Here is an 18,460-nt window from a genome sequence, read left to right as displayed (position 1 = left end):
GTGATTTCCCTCAAGAAAAGGACACACCCGAGGCCGGGCACTTGCTGGGGGTCGTTTCGTGGCAGGTCCGGCACGCCGGCCAGGACGGCTACCGACAGGTCGGCCCGCTCACCAGGGTCGATATCCTGTCTCGGTGGTGCTACTGGGCAAGGCATTCCTCTTGCTCGCCGGTCTGGTCGCGGTACTCGACGTGCTCGGGGCGACGCGCCTCAAGGCGGCGGCTGAGCGGGCCGGGGCGCGGCGTGACCGGATGCTCGGCCGGAAAGACGAACTCACGGCATCGCGGTCGGTAGCCGGGCTCGCCTACCAGATGGGGGTCCACGCTGCCGCCGGGCTCGGACCGCCGCCCGGCAGCGAGCGGTTCTTCACACCGGACCAGTACCACCATTGGGCGACCCGTACCCGCGCGGACCTGTTCGGAAAGGGCCTCATCGGCGAGCGAACCGATCATGCCGTGGCCGCCGGGCATTTCGAGCGACGGGCGCATCCGCTGTTGGCCGATTGCGTCGGCGCCGACGAACAAGCCACGAGTGCACTCGCCGCCTACAAGGCTGCCCGCGACGGCATACAGCGGCGGGCCCAGCGGATTTTCGTGACCGGCGCAAGCGTCGGGGTGCTCGGCCTGCCGTTCGTCATCGGCGCCGCCCTGCTCACGGGGCAGGGTGCGCCGGGCGTGGTAACCGCGCTGGCCGTCGCCATGGCGATCATCTTCGGCGCCATGGCAGTCGCGGCAACGAACGCCGTCTGGGTCCTGGCCGCATTCCAGGCGCGGGTCAGCCACGGTGTGTTCGTCGTGCTCCTGCGCGCGCTCGGCCGCAATCAGGACGGCTTCCCCGTACGGATCACCGCCCTGACCCTGTTCGTGGCCGGTTCGTTCCTGGACATGTCCGCCGAGTTCTAACGAGCTGCGGGGTCAGGGTGGGGAGCCTCGGCCCCGAGACCGCGCCGGCCCTCGCCGTGCTCGTCAACTGCGGAGCGCAGACGTGGGACGCTGGCTGCTCGGCCAGCGACTCGCTCCCTGACCGAAGGACAACCCGCCCTCTTTCGCTTACCCACCTTGGGGGAAGAGCCTTCTTTCCGCCTGACGAGGTCGGGATAGGTAACGAAGACGAAGACGACAACAGGTTCCGTCAGCCTGCCAGCACTTGACATCGAAGAACCATGGGATGTCTGCCGCGGTCCGAGCGCTTCGCTGCGTCAGATGTTGTTGATCGGCGGCGCTCTCGGACGTTCCGGTGACAGTGCATGTCGGTGCGTGGAGGCCGACGACGCCGTGGCGGCTATCGCGGAGGTGCGCCGACGCATCGGTGACGTCCCGGTGGGCCTGTGGGGCTGGAGCCAGGGCACCTGGCCCGCCTCCGCACTCGCGGCCCGTCGGCCCGAGTTGGTCTCTTTCCTCGTGTTGGTGGCCAGCAGCGGTGTGAGCCCGGCGGTCCAGATGCGGTACGGGACGGCGCAGCAGCTGCTCCTACACGGCTACGGCAGCGCGGAGCTGGCCGACCCGACCCGCCTGCGAGAAGCACTCGAGAGCGTCGTACGCGGGCACATCGACCGGGAAACCGCTCAGGCGGTCATCGACCGGTACGCCGACCGGCCGTGGTTTCCACTCGTGTACGTCCCGCGCGACCTGCACAGCCATCCCGGCACATGGGACGATATGGACTACGATCCGGAGCCGGTCATCGCGCAGGTGCGCTGTCCGACGTTGCTGTTCTACGGCGAGGCCGACGAGTGGACTCCCGCCGAGGACAGCATCGCCGTATGGCGGCGCGCCGCCGCTACCAGCGACCTGACCATCCACCGGCTTGCCGGCTGCACTCACCTGCCGACCGTCGGTGGGGCCGACGCCCTCGAGGCCATCAGCTCCGACTACAGCAGCACGATGCTCGCCTGGGTCCAGGAACGAACCAATCGCTGAGCGGCATACGCAACCACCCGAGCGCGCATCGCGGGTCCGTACTGACATGCCGCTCCGGGTGGGCTGGTGTTCATCGGCGGTAATGGCGCACGGTGATGTATGACTACCTCTCCTGCTTTCGCTTTCCCTGTCGTTACTGGCCGCTCAACTCGTTGTGCGCGCCGCAGTGTCGGCCTTCCTGGGCCGCTACCGTGGTCAGACTCGGGTGCACACCGAGTCCGACCTGCGTGTCTTCCTGCGCTGGTGCGCCGATCACGACCTGGACCCGCTGGCTGCGGCGCGGGTGGATATCGAGCGGTACGTGCGCTGGCTGCAAGACGTCCGCCGGTACCAGCCCTCGACCGTCTCCCGCCGGCTGTCCGTCGTGGTGGGCCTCTACCGGGTCTGCGTCATCGACGCCGTCGGCGGAGCACTCGCCAGCCGACGATGTCCGCCGGCCCACCGTGCCGACCGAGTCGCCGACCCTCGGGTTGGGGCACCAGCAGTTCGAAGCCCTGATCACCACCGCCCGACAGTCCTCGAACCCGAACGACTTCGCCCTGGTCGCCCTCCTGGGCCTGCTCGGGCTGGGGATCGTCGAAGCCTGCGGGTCGACCATCGCCAACCTCGGCGAGGAACACGGCCGCCGGGTCCTACGGGTACGCGGCAAAGGCGGCAAGACCGTCCTCGTCCCGCTACCACCCGCAGTCGCCGGGGTCATCGACAGGGCCGTCGACGAGAGCACCGCCGGGCCGATCCTGCCCAACACTGACGGTCGGCGGATGGACCGGCACGCCGGCACCCGCCGACTCAGGGACCTCGCCCACACGGCGGGCATCCGGATGCCGAGAATGCATCCCCACATGCCGCGCCACACCTTCGTCACGACCATGCTCGACGCCGGCGTCAGCCTGCGCGACCTCCGTCGCATCGAGACCCCTCCGGAGCCCTTGCCCGACGTGCAGATCACCGCCCGCCACGCCGACCCGAGGACCACCATGCGCTACGACCGGGCCCGCAAGAACCTCGACCGGCACCCCAACTACATCCTCGCCGCGTACATGGCCTCCGGGACGTAGCAAACGCTCGCGGCTCTGCCGATGACAGTGCGCGGGGCAAGAACGCGTCGGAACCCTCCGTGATGCCCAACACTACCGTGGTCTTGTTGCACATCACTTGCAATAATGTTGATGATGATCGACGAAACCGACACCTCCGTGCTCCTGAATGCCGGAAGAACGTCTCCGACACTTACCCACAGTGCTCAGATCACCGTGCCCGAACTGGTCATGGCGTGGGGTCGTGGCTGGGCCGTCTCCCGTGGTGTGCCCGGTCCCGTTGAAGTCCAGGGTGGCTTCCGAGCCGATGTGGGCAGACCCGGGCACCGAGTCCGGTACGTGCTGCACACCTGGGACACCGACTTGCTTGAGGCCCTCGACCGGCAGGTCACCGCACCTGGAACCTGGATCAAGGTCAGTGGATGCGCTACCGATCTGCGTAGTGCTCTGTCCACACGCTGGACCATGGAAAGCAGCGGCTACCTGATGACCACTCAGTTCACGGTAGGCGCCGTCGAGCCCCCGAATCCGTACGAGACCAGAGTTACGACGGACGGCGAGGTCGTCGTTGCGACAGTCGTCGACGCTACCGGCATCGCGGCTGCCTCCGGGCGCCTGGCACCTGCCGGCAAGTGCGGCGTCATCGACCAGGTAGAAACCTCGCCGGCGCACCGGCGCCGAGGGCTCGGCACCACTGTCATGCGGGCGCTGAGCGACCATGCCGCGCGCAAGGAACTGGCTACCGGCATCCTCGTCGCTACCGAAGACGGACGCCGCCTGTACCGCGCCCTTGGCTGGACCGTGCAATCTGAGATCGCAGTGGCATACGTCCGGGAAGACTGACATGCCAGGCACCGAGCCGGTGCACCGGCCGGCAGCGCGGCCGTGGGCGCAGGTTCCGAAACCCTCGGCGGACGCGAGCAGGAGTAAGCCGCTCGGGTGGCGCTGCCCGCCCCCAAAGGCGGCGCAGGTCCGCGGCGAGGGGGCGGGCGAGTCGCAGCTGAGCATAGGGGCAATGATCATCCAGGTCCACCGGTCGGCCGCCTGCGTATCGACACGCCCGCGAGGTGCGCATCTTCGATCGCTGAGCACGTGCTGTCGGTGTTTCCTGTGTTAAACGCCCTTGATCTCAACTTTGGTTCAGGTTGCACGATGAGCCAGCAAGCCCGAGTTGACGAGGAGCATCTACGTGAGCACGGACGGCTTCTACTCGATTATCGACTACACCGTCGACAGCGTTGACACCCAGCAGGAGCTAAAAGATGCCTTCGCGGAGATTCAGGAACGGTGGGTACGTTTCTATCCCGGCTACCGGTCGGCCCGCTTCCACGTCAGTACCGACGGCACCCGCGTGTACAACATCGTGCACTGGGGCCGGGAGGCCGACTACCGCAACTTTGTGGAGACCTCGGACACCGAAGGCCGCATGGCCGCCATCCGCAAAGTTCTAGAGGGCCTGTCCGGCGAGGCGGAAGCCCGTATGAGCGGCGCCCCTACCTACACCGTCGTCCGCGAAGTCGGCCCCGGGCCACAGCGCCTCGGCTCGTGACCGAACCGGAACCGGCTCAGCCCGCGCCCGACGTCGGTCACGTCCGAGAGCAGCTCGCCGTCATCGCCGGCATGCTCGGACGGCAACCACCCGACACACTGAACACCGAGCAGAGCCGCACGTAAACGATCTACACCAGCCGACGGGACGTGACCCGAGGCTGATCAGGCCGATACTTGATCAGTCGACGCACATCGCCTGGTGGGTGGACCGGAAGACCCACGTGCCGCCACCGGGGGACATATAGATCAGCATTGTATAGTACTGCCCGGGGGTGCAGTCGTGGCCGACTGCCAAGACGGCTGCCCGGGCCCGCTGTTCGGCCGCTGCCTTCCCGGCCGCATAGGTGTTGCCCGCCCCGTCGACAGTGGCGCTGCGGGGGGTGTCATAGTCGTCGGCGTGCGCGGCCACGGGTGTGGTTGCCAGGCCGAGAGCCACTGCTGCTGAGACGAGGCCGAGCCGGCGGAGCCAAGTGACTTCTCGCATGCTGCTCCTTCGATGGTGACTAGATCGGTCAATATAAATTTTCGAACAGGCCGATGTGGGGCGGTATTGGCCACTCGGTCACTAGAACGCGGCCATAATGTCGTTGTCCGCACGGTGGCAAAGTCCTGATCGGCGCTGGCTCCTCGAGGATCGGGTCCAGGTAGTCGGCTAGCTTGATCTCCAACCTGTGTGTCGTGGCCTCGGGTAGTTCGCGGTTTTCGTTTTCTTGGTGCTGCTGTTCGGCTTGTTGCTGGTGGCGGCGGTGACGGTACCGATCCCGGCCGGTGCGCGTGCTGACACTGTGGACGTCGTGGCGGGCGGCTCGGTGGCGGTTGGGGTGTCCGGGCGCGTCAGCGGCATGCATGTGGTTGCTGGCGACTGGGACCGGATCAGCGCTCAGGGACGGTCGTTGACGACGAACTTCAATATTCTGATCTTCTCACGGTGCGAGCGCGGAACGGTTCCTCCCTACCTGGCATTGAGCCATTTCGCGCAAGGCTCTGGCTACTGAGGTCGTCATGTGGTGCGTGTACGGTGCCAACACGTGTCGCACGCGCTGCGAGCTGGTCCCCCGCTTGGCTGGCGCAACGTGATAGCCATGACGTTCCACTGAGCCTCTTCCAAGCTGATCTTGCGCAGCTCGGGGTGGGTCGTGCGCACGCCGTTCAAGCGGCACCGCTTCCGGCCGAAGCTCTCACGCAGGCAGAAGGCCGTGAACCGCGCCCCACGCGAAGATCCGCGCCCGCGGAGGGACCCCTTGACGCGACGCTACCTATCTAGTAGATATATCTGGCAGATAGCTACGGCAGAGGTGAGAAGGCGGGCGATGGCACGTTCCAGCCAGACCGACATGGCCGTTCTTGGCGCGCTGAGCATCGAGCCGATGACCGGCTACGCGCTGAGAGAGGCAATCCGCGATGTACTCGGCCACTTCTGGAACGAAAGCTTCGGGCAGATCTACCCGGCGCTCGCCGACCTGGAGCGCCACGGGTTCGTCCGCCGCAGCGGATCAGTCAAGCGCGGCTCGTCGACGTACGCCCTCACCGCCTCGGGGGCCCGCCGACTTCGTGAGCTGCTCGCCCAGCCGATCCAGGCAGTGCCCGCACGCAACGGTCTGCTCCTGCGCCTGTTCTTCGGTCGCACCCTGGGAGTCGAGGCGTGCCGGGCACTCACCGCCAACGCCAAGGCCGACGCACAACAACGGCTGCGCCAATTCGACGACCTCGACGCCCAAATCGCAAGCGAGCCGCAGCACGCCGACGATGCGCCCTTCTGGCAACTCACCATCTCAGCGGGACGCCACCATGCCCATGCGGTGATCGCCTGGGCAGACGAATGCCTCGCTGCACTCGATCACATGGAACTCTCACGGCAGGAGCACCCACAATGATCACCACAACAGCGAACGTGACCCTGGTGCGGGCCACGGCGACGGCGGCAGTCGTCGGGCTGGTCGGCATCGCGCTGTTCCAACTGGCCCTCGCGCTGGGGGCGCCACTGGCGCAAGCCGCGTGGGGTGGCACCCACACCGGCTCGTTGCCCCACCGGTTGAGGATCGCGAGCGCCCTGGCCGTCCTCGTCTGGGCCGGCGCCGCGATGCTCGTAATCCGTCGGGCCGGCTTCGGAATGCTCGCCATGCCCGAGGCCGTGGCCCGCTGGGGCACATGGCTCCTCTTCGGGCTCCTGCTTCTCGGCGCGTTGATGAACGTCGCCTCCTCAAGCACCTGGGAACGATACTTCTGGGGCCCGTACGCACTGGTCGTGGCCGGCCTGTGCTTTGCCGTAGCCCGTAGCAACGCGACCTGAACACCGTCTCAACGCTACGGCCACCATCCGCCTCTGCCGCGATCCGAGCGCTACGTAGCGTAACCCAGACATTCCCGGTCGATGTAGGGGTGTTTCTGTCGGTTCAACGGAAGGCGATCACCGTTCCGATCGCGGCGGTGGCTGGCACGAAGATCTCTCCGGATGCTGCTCGACACAGCGGGACCTTGTTGGTTTGCAGGAGGTTCTTCGTCGCGACCAGGTCGCGGACTTCGACCGTGTAGGCAACGAGGGCGGGCAGTGCCGGTGGTTGCTGTCCGGGCAGAGCCTCGGCGAGGCGGGATGCCGGTACCAGGGTCAGTGTTGCCGCACCGAGTTCGAACACATACCCACGTCCGTTGGCCTTGGGTGTGCGGTCAAGGTAAGCCTCGTAGCGTGTGCGGATCGCGTCCAACTCAGGGTCGGCGATGCAAAGCGTGGCGTCGACGAGACCGACGGCACCGTTGGGATGGTCGGCCGCGCGGGAGCTCTGGATTCCGGGATCCAGATCCGCGGCGACACCGATCCTGCCTTCGGCCTCCACGCCAGATTGAACGCCGTCGATCTCTAGGTATCGGACTGTTTCGACTTGGGGGCCTACTGGGCGTCGCACGGTGTTGACCCCGCCGTGTTTTACCCCGGAGTTCGTGAGACGAGCCGCGGTCGCCTCGATATCGGACGAGGACAGCATCAGGATGTGCAGGCCCTCGTACCGGTCCAGACAGTCGGACAGGTTGGCGCTGGTGGCGTTGATCCGCTCCATCAGCGATGGCAGCACGGTGGGCGGGGCGTTCAGCGGGACCAGTCGCGCGTCGGCCGGCACTCGACTACCCACGCCGTCGGCGTCGACGACGGTCACCAGTTCGACGAAGTCCTGAGGAAAGTCGGCGTGGGTGTTGGCTGCGCCGAACGGCTCGAGTGTGCCTCCGTCCTGCGGCACCATCGCGGGATAACTCGGCGCGGGCAGCGCGAACCCTAGCCGTCGATACAGCTTGAGCGCGGCGGACATATCGCGGACCACGTGACCGACGTGGTGCAGGCGGGTGATCTCAGGGGTCATGTCGACCACGCTAGAAGTAGTCTGACCATATGGTCAAGCTACTTTGGGGGTGGGTACCCTGAGACGAATGAGCGCGCAGCACGTAGACGGTCGGCGTCTGCGTTACCAGCACCGACGGCCCGAACTACTCGATGCCGTGGTCAACTACGTTCTCGGGCACGGGTTAGCGGATCTGGCGATGCGGCCGTTGGCCGAGGCAGTAGGGGTCAGCCACGGGACTCTGCTGCACCACTTCGGCACAAAGGAGGCCCTCCTCATCGAGGTGACCGATGTGCTTCGCCAGCGGTTGGCCGACGCGGCCGGCCTAGCCGACTCATCCGGCAGCCTGGCCGACCTCGGCTCGTGGTGGCGGCGGACGACGACCGCGGACCGCCTGCCGGTCTATCGCTTGTTGTTCGAGGTCTTCGCTCAGGCCACACGAGAGCCGGAGCGCTACGAGCGTTTCCTTCAGCAAGCAATGCACGACGCGCTTGGGCTCATGCAGCGGCTGGTCTTGGCGGAAGGATGCCCCGGCGAGCAAGCGCCCTTGATCGCATCGATGATCGTGGCCCAGGCACGCGGCCTGCAACTCGATCTCCTCACCACCAACGACCGCGAACGCGTCGACCACGCCTTCTCTGTCTTCCTCGACCTGATCGACCGCCTGAGGCAAAGCTGGACCAGCGAGCAACCACCAACGCAACCGCACTGACTCCCACCCCCTCGTCCGAGGTCGCGTCGGAGTGCACCCTCATGCCGCTCCGGGTGCGCTGGCGTTGATTGCGGCTGATGACGCGGTGATGTATGACTACCTCTCCCGCTTCAGCTCCCAGTGTCATGGGGGCCAATCAGCTCGTTCTGCGGGCCGCGTGTCCACCTTCTTGGGCCGCGTCAGTGGCCGCGCCCCCACCCACGACCTGCGCGAGATCTTCGACGCCATCCTGTACGTCAACCGGCACCGGCATCGCCTGGCGCTACCTGCCCCACGACTTCCCGCCGTACCGCACCGTCTACGGCTCCTTCGCCGCCTAAAGCACCGAAGGCATCTTCACCGACCTGAACTACCAGTTCACCGGCCTCGCCCGCGACCACCACGGCTGCAGGATCGCACCCACCGCGTCGGAGGAATTGTCAAGAGTTGTGGACGGTTCCGGCGTGGGGTTAAGCGCGCATCCGGATCTGGGACCGCTCCACCGCACGGGCTTCATGGGGTGTCTCGGCGGCACCCCGTGCTCGGTTCACCCCGCTCAAGCTTGGTCCATCCGGTCCAACCTCGTTTCCTCAGCAACTCGATCAGCCGACGGGCCCCCGGCACAGTGTCGAACGCCAGTTCGTCCATCAGCTTGACCAGCGGTGGCTCGATGTCGGTGTCGTCAACGTAGTCCTCGCCCTCTTCTTCCGCCAGCCGCGTGAGGTAGGCGGCTAGTTTTTCGGCTAGCTCGACCAACGGTGGGTCGTCGGCGGTCCGGTCGAGAGCCTGACTCAGGCTGAGAAAGAAGTCCGTGAGCTGCGGGTCGCCGATCTGCTCCCGCTTTCGTGCTATCCACTCGGGGACCCGCTCGGGTGAGTGCGCGGCCAGCAGGATCCAGCCGTCGCGTTCGGCTTGGACGATCCGCTCGTCGACCCCGAACGCCCGCAATCGGTCGAGATACTCGACCACCGCCGGGGGCAGCGCCAGGTTGTCCCCAGCGGCGAGCCGGGCAATCTGCGCCCGGTGCCGCTGCCGCTGCCGGATCTCGGCCCGCAGCCGGCTGTCGATATCGCCAACCGCTGCGGCGAACTCCACCTCGTCCGCCTGTAGCAGCTCCCGCACCCGCGCCAGCGGGACCCCGGCCTCAGCGAGGATCCGGATTTTGATCAGCTCGACCACGGCGCCGGCGTCGTACCTGCGGTAGCCGGAGTGGTCCCGTTCGGGCTCTGGCAGCAATCCCTTGGCGTGATAGTGCCGCACAGCGCGGTCGAGGTCACCCAGTTCCGCCATCACGGCGACGAGATCGCTGAGGAACGCTTTGAAGGAGTACCGGTCGGCGTCCGAGGCGAGGCCGTGGCCCCGCAGGTCGAAGGTCACCACGTCGTAGTCGCGCTGCAGCAGCTCAATCAGCTCATGCAGATCCGCGTGTGTCGAGTTTAGCCCGGGGCACAGGACCAGCGGTCGTCCCTGTCCGCCGCGATAGATCGGGATCGTGACATCGTCGTGGTGAACCGTGAACTGCCGCATCGTCCCACGGCTTCCGTCGGCCCTCTTACGATCGGCGCTGTAGGACTTGCCGGGTCCGGTTACCTCGATCGCACTGGTTCTCGTAGTCATGTCAACCATGCTGAAAGGTTGACGCTGCGTCAGGGTCAACCGTCGAGGGCGACATAACCTCCGCAACACTTGCGGGGCCGCCGCCATCATCGCGACCCCTTGTGCCCGACGGCGTCGCCCCGAAACCGTCGCGGTCTCGGAACCCTCCGCCACCCAAGGCTGGCAGCGAACATGGTCGGCCCGAGGTGGTCAGCGAGGATGCCGGCCAGCTCTGGGCAGGCGTCAACGCGGTGCCGTAGACGTCGTAGACGGTCCTCGGTCAGGCCGCCGCATCGACACGTTCGACCAGTCGCCACCAGGCACCACCACCCACCCCACGGAGACCACAACCTGGGTCGACGGGGCTCCAAAAACGACGTCGTCGAACACGGCGCCCAACTCAGCGTCGACGAAGTACGTGAATCACATGTCTTCTAACGTGGAACCTGTCTCGTCCCGGCGGTGTCGATCATTCATACACCTACCGAAAAGAGGTGGCGTATGCCCGCCACACCGCGCCATGAGCTGATCGTCTGGAGCGAGGCCAACCCGCCCCATGACGGGCTATCGTCTGACCGGCGGCCGCAGACCGCAGATAGGTGGCGCCGCCGAACTGGTAGCGCCTTCATCGCGGCGGCGTTGTTGGCGGCGATTGGCGTGTCGGTTGGACACGCGGCACCCGGCGAGACGGTCAGCCGGGGCAGCGCCGCGGTGGCGGCGGACACGACCTATTCCGACAACGCTGTTACCGGAGTGGACGCCGGCGAGGTCAACGGGACGCGGTTCGATGCCCTATTCGTCCAGTTCGTCGACCGGGACCACGGGTTCGCGCTGACCGCGACGTGCCCCGACGGTAAGCAGTTCTGCTCGTACGGACTGGCCGTGAGCACCGACGGTGGCCAGACCTACCAGCATCGAAAGCTTCCGTTGGCGAAGGTTGCGCCGCCCGAGGGCTATAGCGCCGACCTGCACGCCGTCACCACACATACCGTCGTGATCGAAGACCGCGGAGAGTGGTGGGTGAGCATCGACGCCGGCCGTACGTGGCGTTCGGCACCGGACTCCGTTGCGCGAAGCGTCGCCGAGATCCCCGCCGCCGGGCGTCTACACACCCGTTGTCGCGATACGAACTGCGACATCCGCGAACTGACGGTGATCGACCCGGACACCGGCATGCGCTTGAAGGTGCCCAACGTGCCGCTGGAGCAGGTCCACGGCTCGTCAGAGTCCACGATCGCCCCTGACGGCACCCGATGGATCTCCGGCGCCGCCCGGGGCGATGTCCCCGCTCTGGCCACTACCCGCGACGGTGGCCGTACCTGGTCAGTGTCACGATTCCCCAAGCCGGACAAACTGCTGTCCGCGCCCAGGCTGCTGGTGGGACCCGGCAGCCTCCGGTACGCGGTGTTCTCCGTCCAGCGCAAGGACGCCAAGAACGGCTTCGGGCCCATGTACGCCAGCACGGACGCGGGCCGAACGTGGACCCAAGTCCGAGACGGCGAAGGGCAACCCGCCTCGATCCTGGGCGCGATCGTCGGGCCGGATGGACGGCTGCTGATCGGCACGGAGCTCAACGGTCCGATGATCAGCGCCGATCGGGGTCGCACCTTTACGAGACTGGAGGCCGGGCCCAATGTCTCCAACTTCATCGAACGCAGCGGGATAATCACGGCCCAGAGGGGCGACGGGTTCTACTCGACGTCGCTGAACGGCGGGGCTACGTGGTCACCGATCTCGGTGCCAGCGCCGTAGCTGGCTCCTCAGACCGAATGGATCCGTATTTCCCGTCCGGTTCTCAGCGAGGACGCGGTTCGGTGATCTGTAGGGTGTGTCTCAAACTGCGGTTCAGGTTGGACTGACCGAGCCGGACAGCAGGTGCTGCATAATGGATGCAGCTGGCCTACTACGCGCTTGCGTCTGAGATTCACATCCCCGGGACCGAGCGCCAGCGGCCCGTAGGGTAGAAGGGTGAACAGTGAGCACATCCTCGCCGAACTCGACCGAGCCGCCGCAACGCATCGATTCGGGCAACTGGAGCATCCGTACCGCTACCTGGTGACCGCCCGGCTGCACGCCTACAGTGACGCCGTCCGATGGGCACTCCTCATGGAGACGGTCGGCTACGATCCGCGGGCCGGCAACGTCGTCGATGTACTGCATCCGGTCGGGAACTGCGTCGTCGGCGAGTCGCCAGCCGTCCGTGACCGTCACCTCAGCCGGGTCGACAATATGGCCGAGTTGTTCGACGAGGATGCGGAATGGCCTTGGCCGTTCCGGCAGGTACCGATCGTGATGCGCGGCCGACAGGTCCACCTCGACGCGCCACCGCACATCGAACCGGAGAAGCTCTTCCGGATGCTGGTGCCCCAGCACCGGGAGCTACTGCTGGCCGATGAGTCGGAGCTGCGGCAGCTCATCCCCGCCGATCTGCCCGAGGTGCTGCGGTTGGAAGACTGGCACCATGAGGTCCTCATCCCGCTCTCTCCCCACCATCACACCTCCCAGGAGGCGGGCCGATTGATGATGGTGGGGCCGAGCGACATCGAGGCGTACCAACAGATTGCACAAGTGCTCGCTACCGCCGACGCAGCTCTCTATCGGCCAACGCTGCCACCGAATACAGATTGGAGAAACTGGCCCATGTCCGGCCGACTGTGAGCGCCCCGCGATCGAGCCGTTGCCCAGAGATGCCGCACCAGAACTGCAGACAGCAACCATCGGGAAGTCAGCCGGGTACCCGGGTCTGGATGACTCGCGGGTCCGCCGCGTTCCACTTCGACCAGGACGTGGATCGCCGTCAGCGACCTGGATCGGACCGCCTTCGTCCGCTGGACGCTGCACCGACAGACGATCGTCCACAAAATCCGCCCCCGGTACCGGATGGTCTGGTTCGGCGCCAACGAGCGCCTGGCGCGGATCGCAGAGCAGCTGACTCGCGTACTCGGCCTCAGTCGCGTCACGGTGAACAGGGTCCTGGCCCGGCTCGCTCAGGCCGGCGCGGTCACGCTGACGGATCGTGGAATCGTCGTGGCCGACGGGCACGCCTCGACGCCGTCGCCGAGGATTGACCGACCCCCACTCGGCCAGCTCGCGGATCGGTGCCGGCGACGGCGGCTGCTCGTCGGCCTGATCTCCACCCACCGTCAGCCCGCGACCACCTTGTCCAGAAAGCCAACCAGGTTGGCTCGGGTCCGGTCGATCTTCTCGGCCAGAGTGATCGACTCGTGGAGTCGACCGCCGAGCCCGGTCTGTTTGCGGCCTCGCAGGTAGAGCGAGCAGGCGAGGTCGGTGCAGATGTAGACGCCCACCGAGTTGCCCTGCTGTCCGGCCCGCCCAGCCTTGCGGGCGGTCATCAGCGACACCCCGTCACCGGAATGGTTGGTCAGGCACAACGAGCACATGCTGCGCCGGGCCCGTCCGGCGGACGGTGCCGCCAGTCGCAGCGCCACCCCCACCGGCCCCTGGTCGGACTCGACTACCAGGTAGGCCCGCTGGGGTGCGGCGGGGTCCCGCCAGCCGAGAAAGTCCAGGTCGGCCCAGGGTCGTTCGGTCAGGTCCCGGGGCAGGGCAAGGCGCTTCGTCTCACCCTTGGTGCAGTTGACGAATGACGCGCGGACGTCGTGCTCGGTCAGGGGAACCATGCCTCGAAGCTATCTCACCCAGGCTAGGAGTGCCAACCACTATGCGCTAACCTAGAGATCCTAGGCAGGAGGGTAACGTGGCACGCACAAAAGTGACCGTCGAACGCCTGGTCAACGCTGCGGCGGACCTGACGGACGAGGTGGGATTCGACCAGTTGACCGTTTCGGCGCTCGCCCGCCGCCTGGACGTACGGGACGCGAGCCTCTACTCGCACGTCCGCAACGTGCAGGACCTGCGGATGAGGCTGGCGGCGCTGGCCCTGACCGAGCTGGCCGACCGGGTGGCGGAGGCCCTGGCCGGTCGCGCCGGCAAGGACGCGCTGGTAGCCTTCGCAAACGCCTACCGCGACTACGCCAAGGCCCACCCGGGCCGGTACGCCGCCGCCCAGATCGAGATCGACGCGGAATCACCCGCCGGCAGCGCGGCACGCCGACACGCCGAGCTGACCCGGGCAATCCTCCGGGGCTACGCGCTGGCCGAACCCGCCCAGACGGACGCGGTGCGCTTCCTGCACAGCACCCTGCACGGTTTCGTCAGCCTGGAGAGGGCCGGCGGGTTCCGCCATCACCCGCGCACAGCGGACGACTCCTGGCGGAGGTCCCTGGACGCCCTCGACGCCGTCCTGACCACCTGGCCGCCGGACTAACCCGCCCGCGGGACACCATCCGGTCCCCGGGCAGGCGCCGGTTGCTGCTCAGGCCACGTCGACCGCCTGACCGGGAACGGGCCGGTATTGTCGGCGCGGTTGGCGTCCACCCTGTTGCCCCAGTCGCAGCGTGTCGACGTATCGCACCCACCACCAATGGGCCATGATGATCGTCATGACCCGCCGCCTCGCCCGCCACCAACCCACCTGAACCCCTTATTTACCAGGCCCCTGGTACTGCAACGGCAGTTGGTCAGGGGTAGCCGCGTCGTCGGTAGTGGCAGGTTCCGGCTTGGTGTTGGCGTCTCCTGCACCAGTGGGACCAAGCCCCGACGCGCTCTGGCGGGTGGGTTGATCGCACTACGAGTGCGGTGAGCAGTCTTCCGGTCTCCGGTACCGTGTAGCCGATCATCATGTCGTCGCCGAGGCTGGATCCCCTTTCGTGGTAGAGGATTAGGCCACGGACAGCCAGGCGTGGGCGGCCATGGACAGGGTGATGTGGGCGTGCCAGGGCTCGCCAGTCGCGGACCTGGCATTCGTCGAGGCCGTGGCGCGCAGCCGGCCGCGGAACCCCCGTGCCTGGAGCCGTTATTCGGCCCTGAGCCACCCGCGCGAGCGGGTAGGAAGGCCCGGAAGGAACCGAGCGTGATCCACCGGAGGTGCGGATCCCGCCACCCGAGGACTCCTCCCGGGCCTTCGCCGATCAGTCACCAGCGAGCGACCAGTCAGCGTCCCCATCAGTGACGGTTGCGTCGTTGAACGTGGAGGTGTTGGACGAGGGCCATTTTCCGCCCGGGAAGGAGGTAGCGTCGACCGCCTCGCCGTGCAGGACAATCATCGTTCCGGTCTGCGCTGCGAGGAAGGCACCGAGAGCGGTGAGGGCGGTGCCGATGATGGCGGTGTTGACGCCCGCCTCCTCCAGGATAAGAGCCGCACCGGCCGGGGAGAAAACACCGGAGCCGAACGCGGCCACAGCGGTGATTGTCGCGGTGATCAGCTTGGCCAGGACGACAGCGAGCGTGATGTAGAAGCCGGACCCTGCCACCGCGCAGCCGATCAGACAGTTGGACGTGCTGGAAGCGACTGAGCCGATGCGAGCCGCAGCATCAGAGTGGCTGGAGACGCTTCCGACGTAGGCATCGCGTGCCTTGCCGGACCAGTCAGAGTTGTCCACCACAAGGTGCTGTTCGGTCAGGGCGCTGGCGATGCCGGTTGCCGAACCGCGCACATCCATCCACCGCCATGCGTCACTGAACATGAAGATCGGCGCGGCCGCGCCCTTCAGTACGTCTATGAAGAGTTGAAGCAGACTCTTGCCTACCTCGATCACCTTGTTGGCCATCGAGACGATGATTTCCCCCACCTCCGGCGGGACATACCAGCGGTTGGCTGCCGCCGTAGCAGCTGGAACGATGTCGTTCAGATGGTTGGAGAAGTCGCCGAGCCCTGATGTAATGTCATCTATCAGCGCTTGGAACTGAGCCTTGCTGAAATCCACCCTGTTCCTCGCTCAGTAGAGGTCTCGCAACGTGTGCGCGTTGTTGAGGTCTTCTTCCTCGTAGGTGCCAGCCACCACCCGCAGCGTCTGCGCAACCTCAGCCATCGCCGCCTGGCCCTCACGGCAGCGGTCCGTCACCGCGTTCACAACCTCGTTGTAGGGCGACACAATGATCTGGAACAGTCCGGCCTCGGCCCTGCCCAATTCCATTCCACTGGTCTTCGCCATGATTTCACCGATGGCAGCGCCTTGCAGATCCCACTCGCCGGCTTCCCGACGCAGTACGTCGGTCGCTACGGTGACCTGTCCGTGGCTGGGGGATGACATCTCAGTATCCCTTCCGGCGTTCAGTCGTCTCGGTGATGGATACGAGGGTTGCCAGCGCCTCACCGGCCAGAGTGTCCAGTACCTGCGTCTCGGTCCCCCCACGAGAGTTGGCATCGTCCAGTGACGATCGGGCAGACCTGAGCGCCTGATCCAGGGCATCGTTGATGGATGCTGCACTCTGCTGTTCCGCCCAGGCCGGCTCGATGGAGCAGCCCTGCAAGCCGGATGCAGAAAGCGTGATGGACACCCGCTGTCCATCAGCCTGTCCAACATGTGCTGTCGCAGATGTGACCGCTCTTGCTCGCGCTACCTGAAGCGCCTTCATGGCTTCCTCGGCAAGAGCCAGCGGGTCGCGCGGCCGGCCGTAGACCGGCACCTGCGGCAACGGTGGGCCGGCAGCGCTGGGGCGCTGGCTCCTCGCTGCCACGTCCTCCGTTCCCGAACGCCAGTCGTCAACGTTGAGACCCTCTGCCAGCGACTGCATGACCTTGCTGGCCGCCTCCTGATAAGCCGAGAGAACGCATGCGCCCAGGTGCTGAGGATCGACACGGCGCTCCCAGCCGACCTCGACGTGGATGAGCTCCGGTATTCCGTTCGCGTCCACGCTAATGTGCACCACTCCAGATGGATCGGTGGCGGCGGTTGTCGCTTGCGGCAACCGCGGCTGCAACTGTTCGACCAGCGATCGCAGATCTGCCGTGTACTGGTGCAACTGCCGTAGCTTCTGGATAATCTCGTCGCTCATCGGCTCGCCACCGCCGACGGATGCTCATTGACCGGAGCTCGCGTCACCTGTTGGGCGATCACGAACATAGAAACAGCGGAGTGCGCCAGCAAGACGCCGTACACCAGCCACCTGCCACTCATGAAGAACCAAGTCGTCACCAGGGCCACGACGCCGGCCAGGATCCACAGCACGGCGGCAACCCCCCAACGCCTACCGGAGGACGGGCCGGACGACCGCCGTGCCATCAGGACTCCGACCAGCGTCGCGCACAGCGCCCCGATCAGGACGACTTCAGTCCACGGCGAGCCAAAGACTGATGCCTCGGCCACCTCGGGGAAAACCGCGGTAGCCGCAGCGACGGCCGATAGTTCGAGAACCGGGCCAACGGCCCACAGCAGCAGGCTGGTTCGGCTCAACCGAGAAGCACCAGTCATTGCCGCTGAGGTCTTCCTGCTCCAGCCGTCGCTGACCTGAGCACCATACTCGTCTCCCCCGTCCTCCATATAGGAGGCCAATAGCCTATGGCAACAGCGGCGTCTCACTACGTGACGTTTCAGCTTGTCGCATCCGGTCCAACCGGCGCAACCCTGCCCCCTCACGGCCCCAAGCTGCCCGCCGAGGGCCTGGCCACGCATGCAGCGGACTACAAACCGCCGACGCGGTCATCCTGCATGGACCTTCAGCGTCGAAACTCATGAAGGCACACGCCGCTCGGTAACCATGCCCCTCTGGATCGTGCCGCCACCACCGTTACAGACGTCAGCGACCTCCGCCTGTGCCTTGAGTTGTACTCGCCGCCGTTGCGGCCGTCCTCGTAGGACAACGTCTATACAGTGCGTCGTGCCTTGCTGCCGCAGTTGCAGCCCACCAGACTTCTTCCCTACTTGTTGTGCACCTCGGCGGCGAGCGCCGCCACCAACGTCCTGCGGGCGCGGCCGATCGTCGCGGCGATTCGATCGGCCGTTCTGCGATGGCGGTCCGCCGTTGCTCGGCGGCGAAGCCTGCCGCGACCGCCCGCCGCACGGCTGCCGCGAGAACGCCCGGAGAGAGTCGGCCAGCTTCCCGCCTACCGGGGCCGGGCTCGACGGCTCCGGCCGACCCAGCCGGAGGCGTCGTCGACCAGCTCCAGCCGCGCCTTCATGAACCCTGCCTGCCGACGAGGGGCCACCGCCACGGCCCTCCGTCACCGTGATGTAAGGCTCCTCGCCGGACTCGATGAACGCTTCCCACTCCTCGTCGGACATCTGCTCGATCGACCTGCCGTCGCCGTTCGTGTAGACGAACTCGAAGTCGTCCAGGTCCACGCTCGGGAAGATCACCCCGCTGCGCAGCAGCTCCAGCGCCTCCCCCAGCTCCCGCACCGCGTCGATTTCAACGATCGTGTCCGAGGGGTGATCGATACCGCTACCCCACGGTCGCTATGTGTCGACGATACGATGATCAACGATGTGCGGTAGCCGACAGGTGCCCCACGTTCAGCGCTTCCTGATCAATGACCCGT

21 protein-coding genes and 2 pseudogenes are annotated in these 18,460 nt (G+C 66.4%); 13 read left to right on the top strand and 10 right to left on the bottom strand.

Annotation, left to right across the window (positions count from 1 at the left end; genetic code table 11):
• Positions 1–133: 133 nt before the first annotated feature.
• The 4 genes from E1166_RS02260 (at position 134) to E1166_RS02245 (ending at position 3,798) form a co-directional block, all read left to right on the top strand.
• Positions 134–901, top strand: a complete 768-nt coding sequence (locus tag E1166_RS02260) for a hypothetical protein (protein ID WP_132335319.1) — start codon at positions 134–136, stop codon at positions 899–901.
• Positions 902–1,255: 354 nt separating this feature from the next.
• Positions 1,256–1,918 carry an alpha/beta hydrolase gene (locus E1166_RS02255; protein ID WP_207913949.1) on the top strand — a complete coding sequence of 221 codons (663 nt, stop codon included), beginning with the start codon at positions 1,256–1,258 and terminating at the stop codon, positions 1,916–1,918.
• Between the two features lie 443 nt (positions 1,919–2,361).
• Positions 2,362–2,976: a tyrosine-type recombinase/integrase gene (locus tag E1166_RS02250; protein ID WP_207913947.1), complete on the top strand. Its 615-nt coding sequence runs from the start codon at positions 2,362–2,364 to the stop codon at positions 2,974–2,976.
• Between the two features lie 111 nt (positions 2,977–3,087).
• Positions 3,088–3,798, top strand: coding sequence for a GNAT family N-acetyltransferase (locus E1166_RS02245; RefSeq protein WP_207913945.1), 711 nt, complete (start codon positions 3,088–3,090; stop codon positions 3,796–3,798).
• Positions 3,799–3,844: 46 nt separating this feature from the next.
• Here the strand turns inward: E1166_RS02245 and E1166_RS32625 are convergent.
• A pseudogene (locus E1166_RS32625) lies at positions 3,845–4,002 on the bottom strand (transposase); the annotation flags it as partial.
• 142 nt (positions 4,003–4,144) lie between these two features.
• On the opposite strand from E1166_RS32625, the gene E1166_RS02235 reads away from it, so the two are divergent.
• The gene (locus E1166_RS02235; RefSeq protein ID WP_132335315.1) at positions 4,145–4,504 is read left to right on the top strand and encodes an antibiotic biosynthesis monooxygenase; all 360 of its coding nucleotides are present in this window, start codon (positions 4,145–4,147) and stop codon (positions 4,502–4,504) included.
• 180 nt (positions 4,505–4,684) lie between these two features.
• On the opposite strand, the gene E1166_RS02230 is transcribed toward E1166_RS02235, so the two are convergent.
• Positions 4,685–4,990 carry a hypothetical protein gene (locus E1166_RS02230; RefSeq protein ID WP_132335313.1) on the bottom strand — a complete coding sequence of 102 codons (306 nt, stop codon included), beginning with the start codon at positions 4,988–4,990 and terminating at the stop codon, positions 4,685–4,687.
• A 229-nt stretch (positions 4,991–5,219) separates the two neighbouring features.
• Here E1166_RS02230 and E1166_RS02225 point away from each other — a divergent pair, with 229 nt between their 5' ends.
• The 3 genes from E1166_RS02225 (at position 5,220) to E1166_RS02215 (ending at position 6,796) form a co-directional block, all read left to right on the top strand.
• Positions 5,220–5,501 carry a hypothetical protein gene (locus tag E1166_RS02225; RefSeq protein ID WP_132335311.1) on the top strand — a complete coding sequence of 94 codons (282 nt, stop codon included), beginning with the start codon at positions 5,220–5,222 and terminating at the stop codon, positions 5,499–5,501.
• 315 nt (positions 5,502–5,816) lie between these two features.
• Positions 5,817–6,380: a PadR family transcriptional regulator gene (locus E1166_RS02220; protein ID WP_132335399.1), complete on the top strand. Its 564-nt coding sequence runs from the start codon at positions 5,817–5,819 to the stop codon at positions 6,378–6,380.
• Positions 6,377–6,796 carry a hypothetical protein gene (locus E1166_RS02215; RefSeq protein WP_132335309.1) on the top strand — a complete coding sequence of 140 codons (420 nt, stop codon included), beginning with the start codon at positions 6,377–6,379 and terminating at the stop codon, positions 6,794–6,796. The genes E1166_RS02220 and E1166_RS02215 overlap by 4 nt, the downstream gene beginning before the upstream one ends.
• A gap of 103 nt (positions 6,797–6,899) precedes the next feature.
• Here E1166_RS02215 and E1166_RS02210 read toward each other — a convergent pair whose 3' ends face one another.
• A complete protein-coding gene (locus E1166_RS02210; protein WP_132335307.1) occupies positions 6,900–7,853 on the bottom strand; it encodes a VOC family protein in 954 nt (317 codons plus the stop codon).
• 67 nt (positions 7,854–7,920) lie between these two features.
• On the opposite strand from E1166_RS02210, the gene E1166_RS02205 reads away from it, so the two are divergent.
• Both E1166_RS02205 and E1166_RS31720 read left to right on the top strand, forming a co-directional pair.
• Positions 7,921–8,544 carry a TetR/AcrR family transcriptional regulator gene (locus tag E1166_RS02205; protein ID WP_132335305.1) on the top strand — a complete coding sequence of 208 codons (624 nt, stop codon included), beginning with the start codon at positions 7,921–7,923 and terminating at the stop codon, positions 8,542–8,544.
• A gap of 208 nt (positions 8,545–8,752) precedes the next feature.
• Positions 8,753–8,858, top strand: a pseudogene (locus tag E1166_RS31720) (transposase); the annotation flags it as partial.
• Between the two features lie 178 nt (positions 8,859–9,036).
• On the opposite strand, the gene E1166_RS02195 reads toward E1166_RS31720, so the two are convergent.
• Entirely contained in the window at positions 9,037–10,179 is a 1,143-nt protein-coding gene (locus E1166_RS02195; RefSeq protein WP_207913940.1) for an alpha/beta fold hydrolase, read from the bottom strand.
• Positions 10,180–10,620: 441 nt separating this feature from the next.
• Here E1166_RS02195 and E1166_RS02190 point away from each other — a divergent pair, with 441 nt between their 5' ends.
• Both E1166_RS02190 and E1166_RS02185 read left to right on the top strand, forming a co-directional pair.
• Positions 10,621–11,871 carry a hypothetical protein gene (locus E1166_RS02190; protein WP_132335301.1) on the top strand — a complete coding sequence of 417 codons (1,251 nt, stop codon included), beginning with the start codon at positions 10,621–10,623 and terminating at the stop codon, positions 11,869–11,871.
• Positions 11,872–12,174: 303 nt separating this feature from the next.
• Positions 12,175–12,777, top strand: a complete 603-nt coding sequence (locus E1166_RS02185) for a hypothetical protein (RefSeq protein WP_243710095.1) — start codon at positions 12,175–12,177, stop codon at positions 12,775–12,777.
• Between the two features lie 485 nt (positions 12,778–13,262).
• On the opposite strand, the gene E1166_RS02175 is transcribed toward E1166_RS02185, so the two are convergent.
• Positions 13,263–13,760 (bottom strand): FBP domain-containing protein, encoded by a 498-nt coding sequence (locus E1166_RS02175; RefSeq protein ID WP_132335295.1) that lies wholly within the window; start codon positions 13,758–13,760, stop codon positions 13,263–13,265.
• Between the two features lie 77 nt (positions 13,761–13,837).
• Between E1166_RS02175 and E1166_RS02170 the strand changes: the two genes are divergently transcribed.
• A complete protein-coding gene (locus E1166_RS02170; RefSeq protein WP_132335293.1) occupies positions 13,838–14,407 on the top strand; it encodes a TetR/AcrR family transcriptional regulator in 570 nt (189 codons plus the stop codon).
• Between the two features lie 703 nt (positions 14,408–15,110).
• Here the strand turns inward: E1166_RS02170 and E1166_RS02165 are convergent.
• From E1166_RS02165 to E1166_RS02145, 5 genes are all read right to left on the bottom strand, one after another.
• Positions 15,111–15,905 (bottom strand): hypothetical protein, encoded by a 795-nt coding sequence (locus E1166_RS02165; protein ID WP_132335291.1) that lies wholly within the window; start codon positions 15,903–15,905, stop codon positions 15,111–15,113.
• A gap of 12 nt (positions 15,906–15,917) precedes the next feature.
• Positions 15,918–16,232 carry a hypothetical protein gene (locus E1166_RS02160; protein WP_132335289.1) on the bottom strand — a complete coding sequence of 105 codons (315 nt, stop codon included), beginning with the start codon at positions 16,230–16,232 and terminating at the stop codon, positions 15,918–15,920.
• Between the two features lies 1 nt (position 16,233).
• A complete protein-coding gene (locus E1166_RS02155) occupies positions 16,234–16,977 on the bottom strand; it encodes a hypothetical protein (protein WP_132335287.1) in 744 nt (247 codons plus the stop codon).
• Positions 16,974–17,462, bottom strand: a complete 489-nt coding sequence (locus E1166_RS02150; protein WP_132335285.1) for a hypothetical protein — start codon at positions 17,460–17,462, stop codon at positions 16,974–16,976. Before E1166_RS02150 ends, E1166_RS02155 begins: the two co-directional genes overlap by 4 nt.
• 189 nt (positions 17,463–17,651) lie before the next feature.
• The gene (locus E1166_RS02145) at positions 17,652–18,320 is read right to left on the bottom strand and encodes a hypothetical protein (RefSeq protein ID WP_132335283.1); all 669 of its coding nucleotides are present in this window, start codon (positions 18,318–18,320) and stop codon (positions 17,652–17,654) included.
• Between the last annotated feature and the right edge of the window lie 140 nt (positions 18,321–18,460).

The sequence above is a fragment of the Micromonospora sp. KC213 genome, assembly GCF_004348325.1.
GTDB lineage: Bacteria > Actinomycetota > Actinomycetes > Mycobacteriales > Micromonosporaceae > Micromonospora.
The sequence above is the reverse complement of the archived record's forward strand: the minus strand, read 5'-3'. Positions and strand labels throughout refer to the sequence as shown.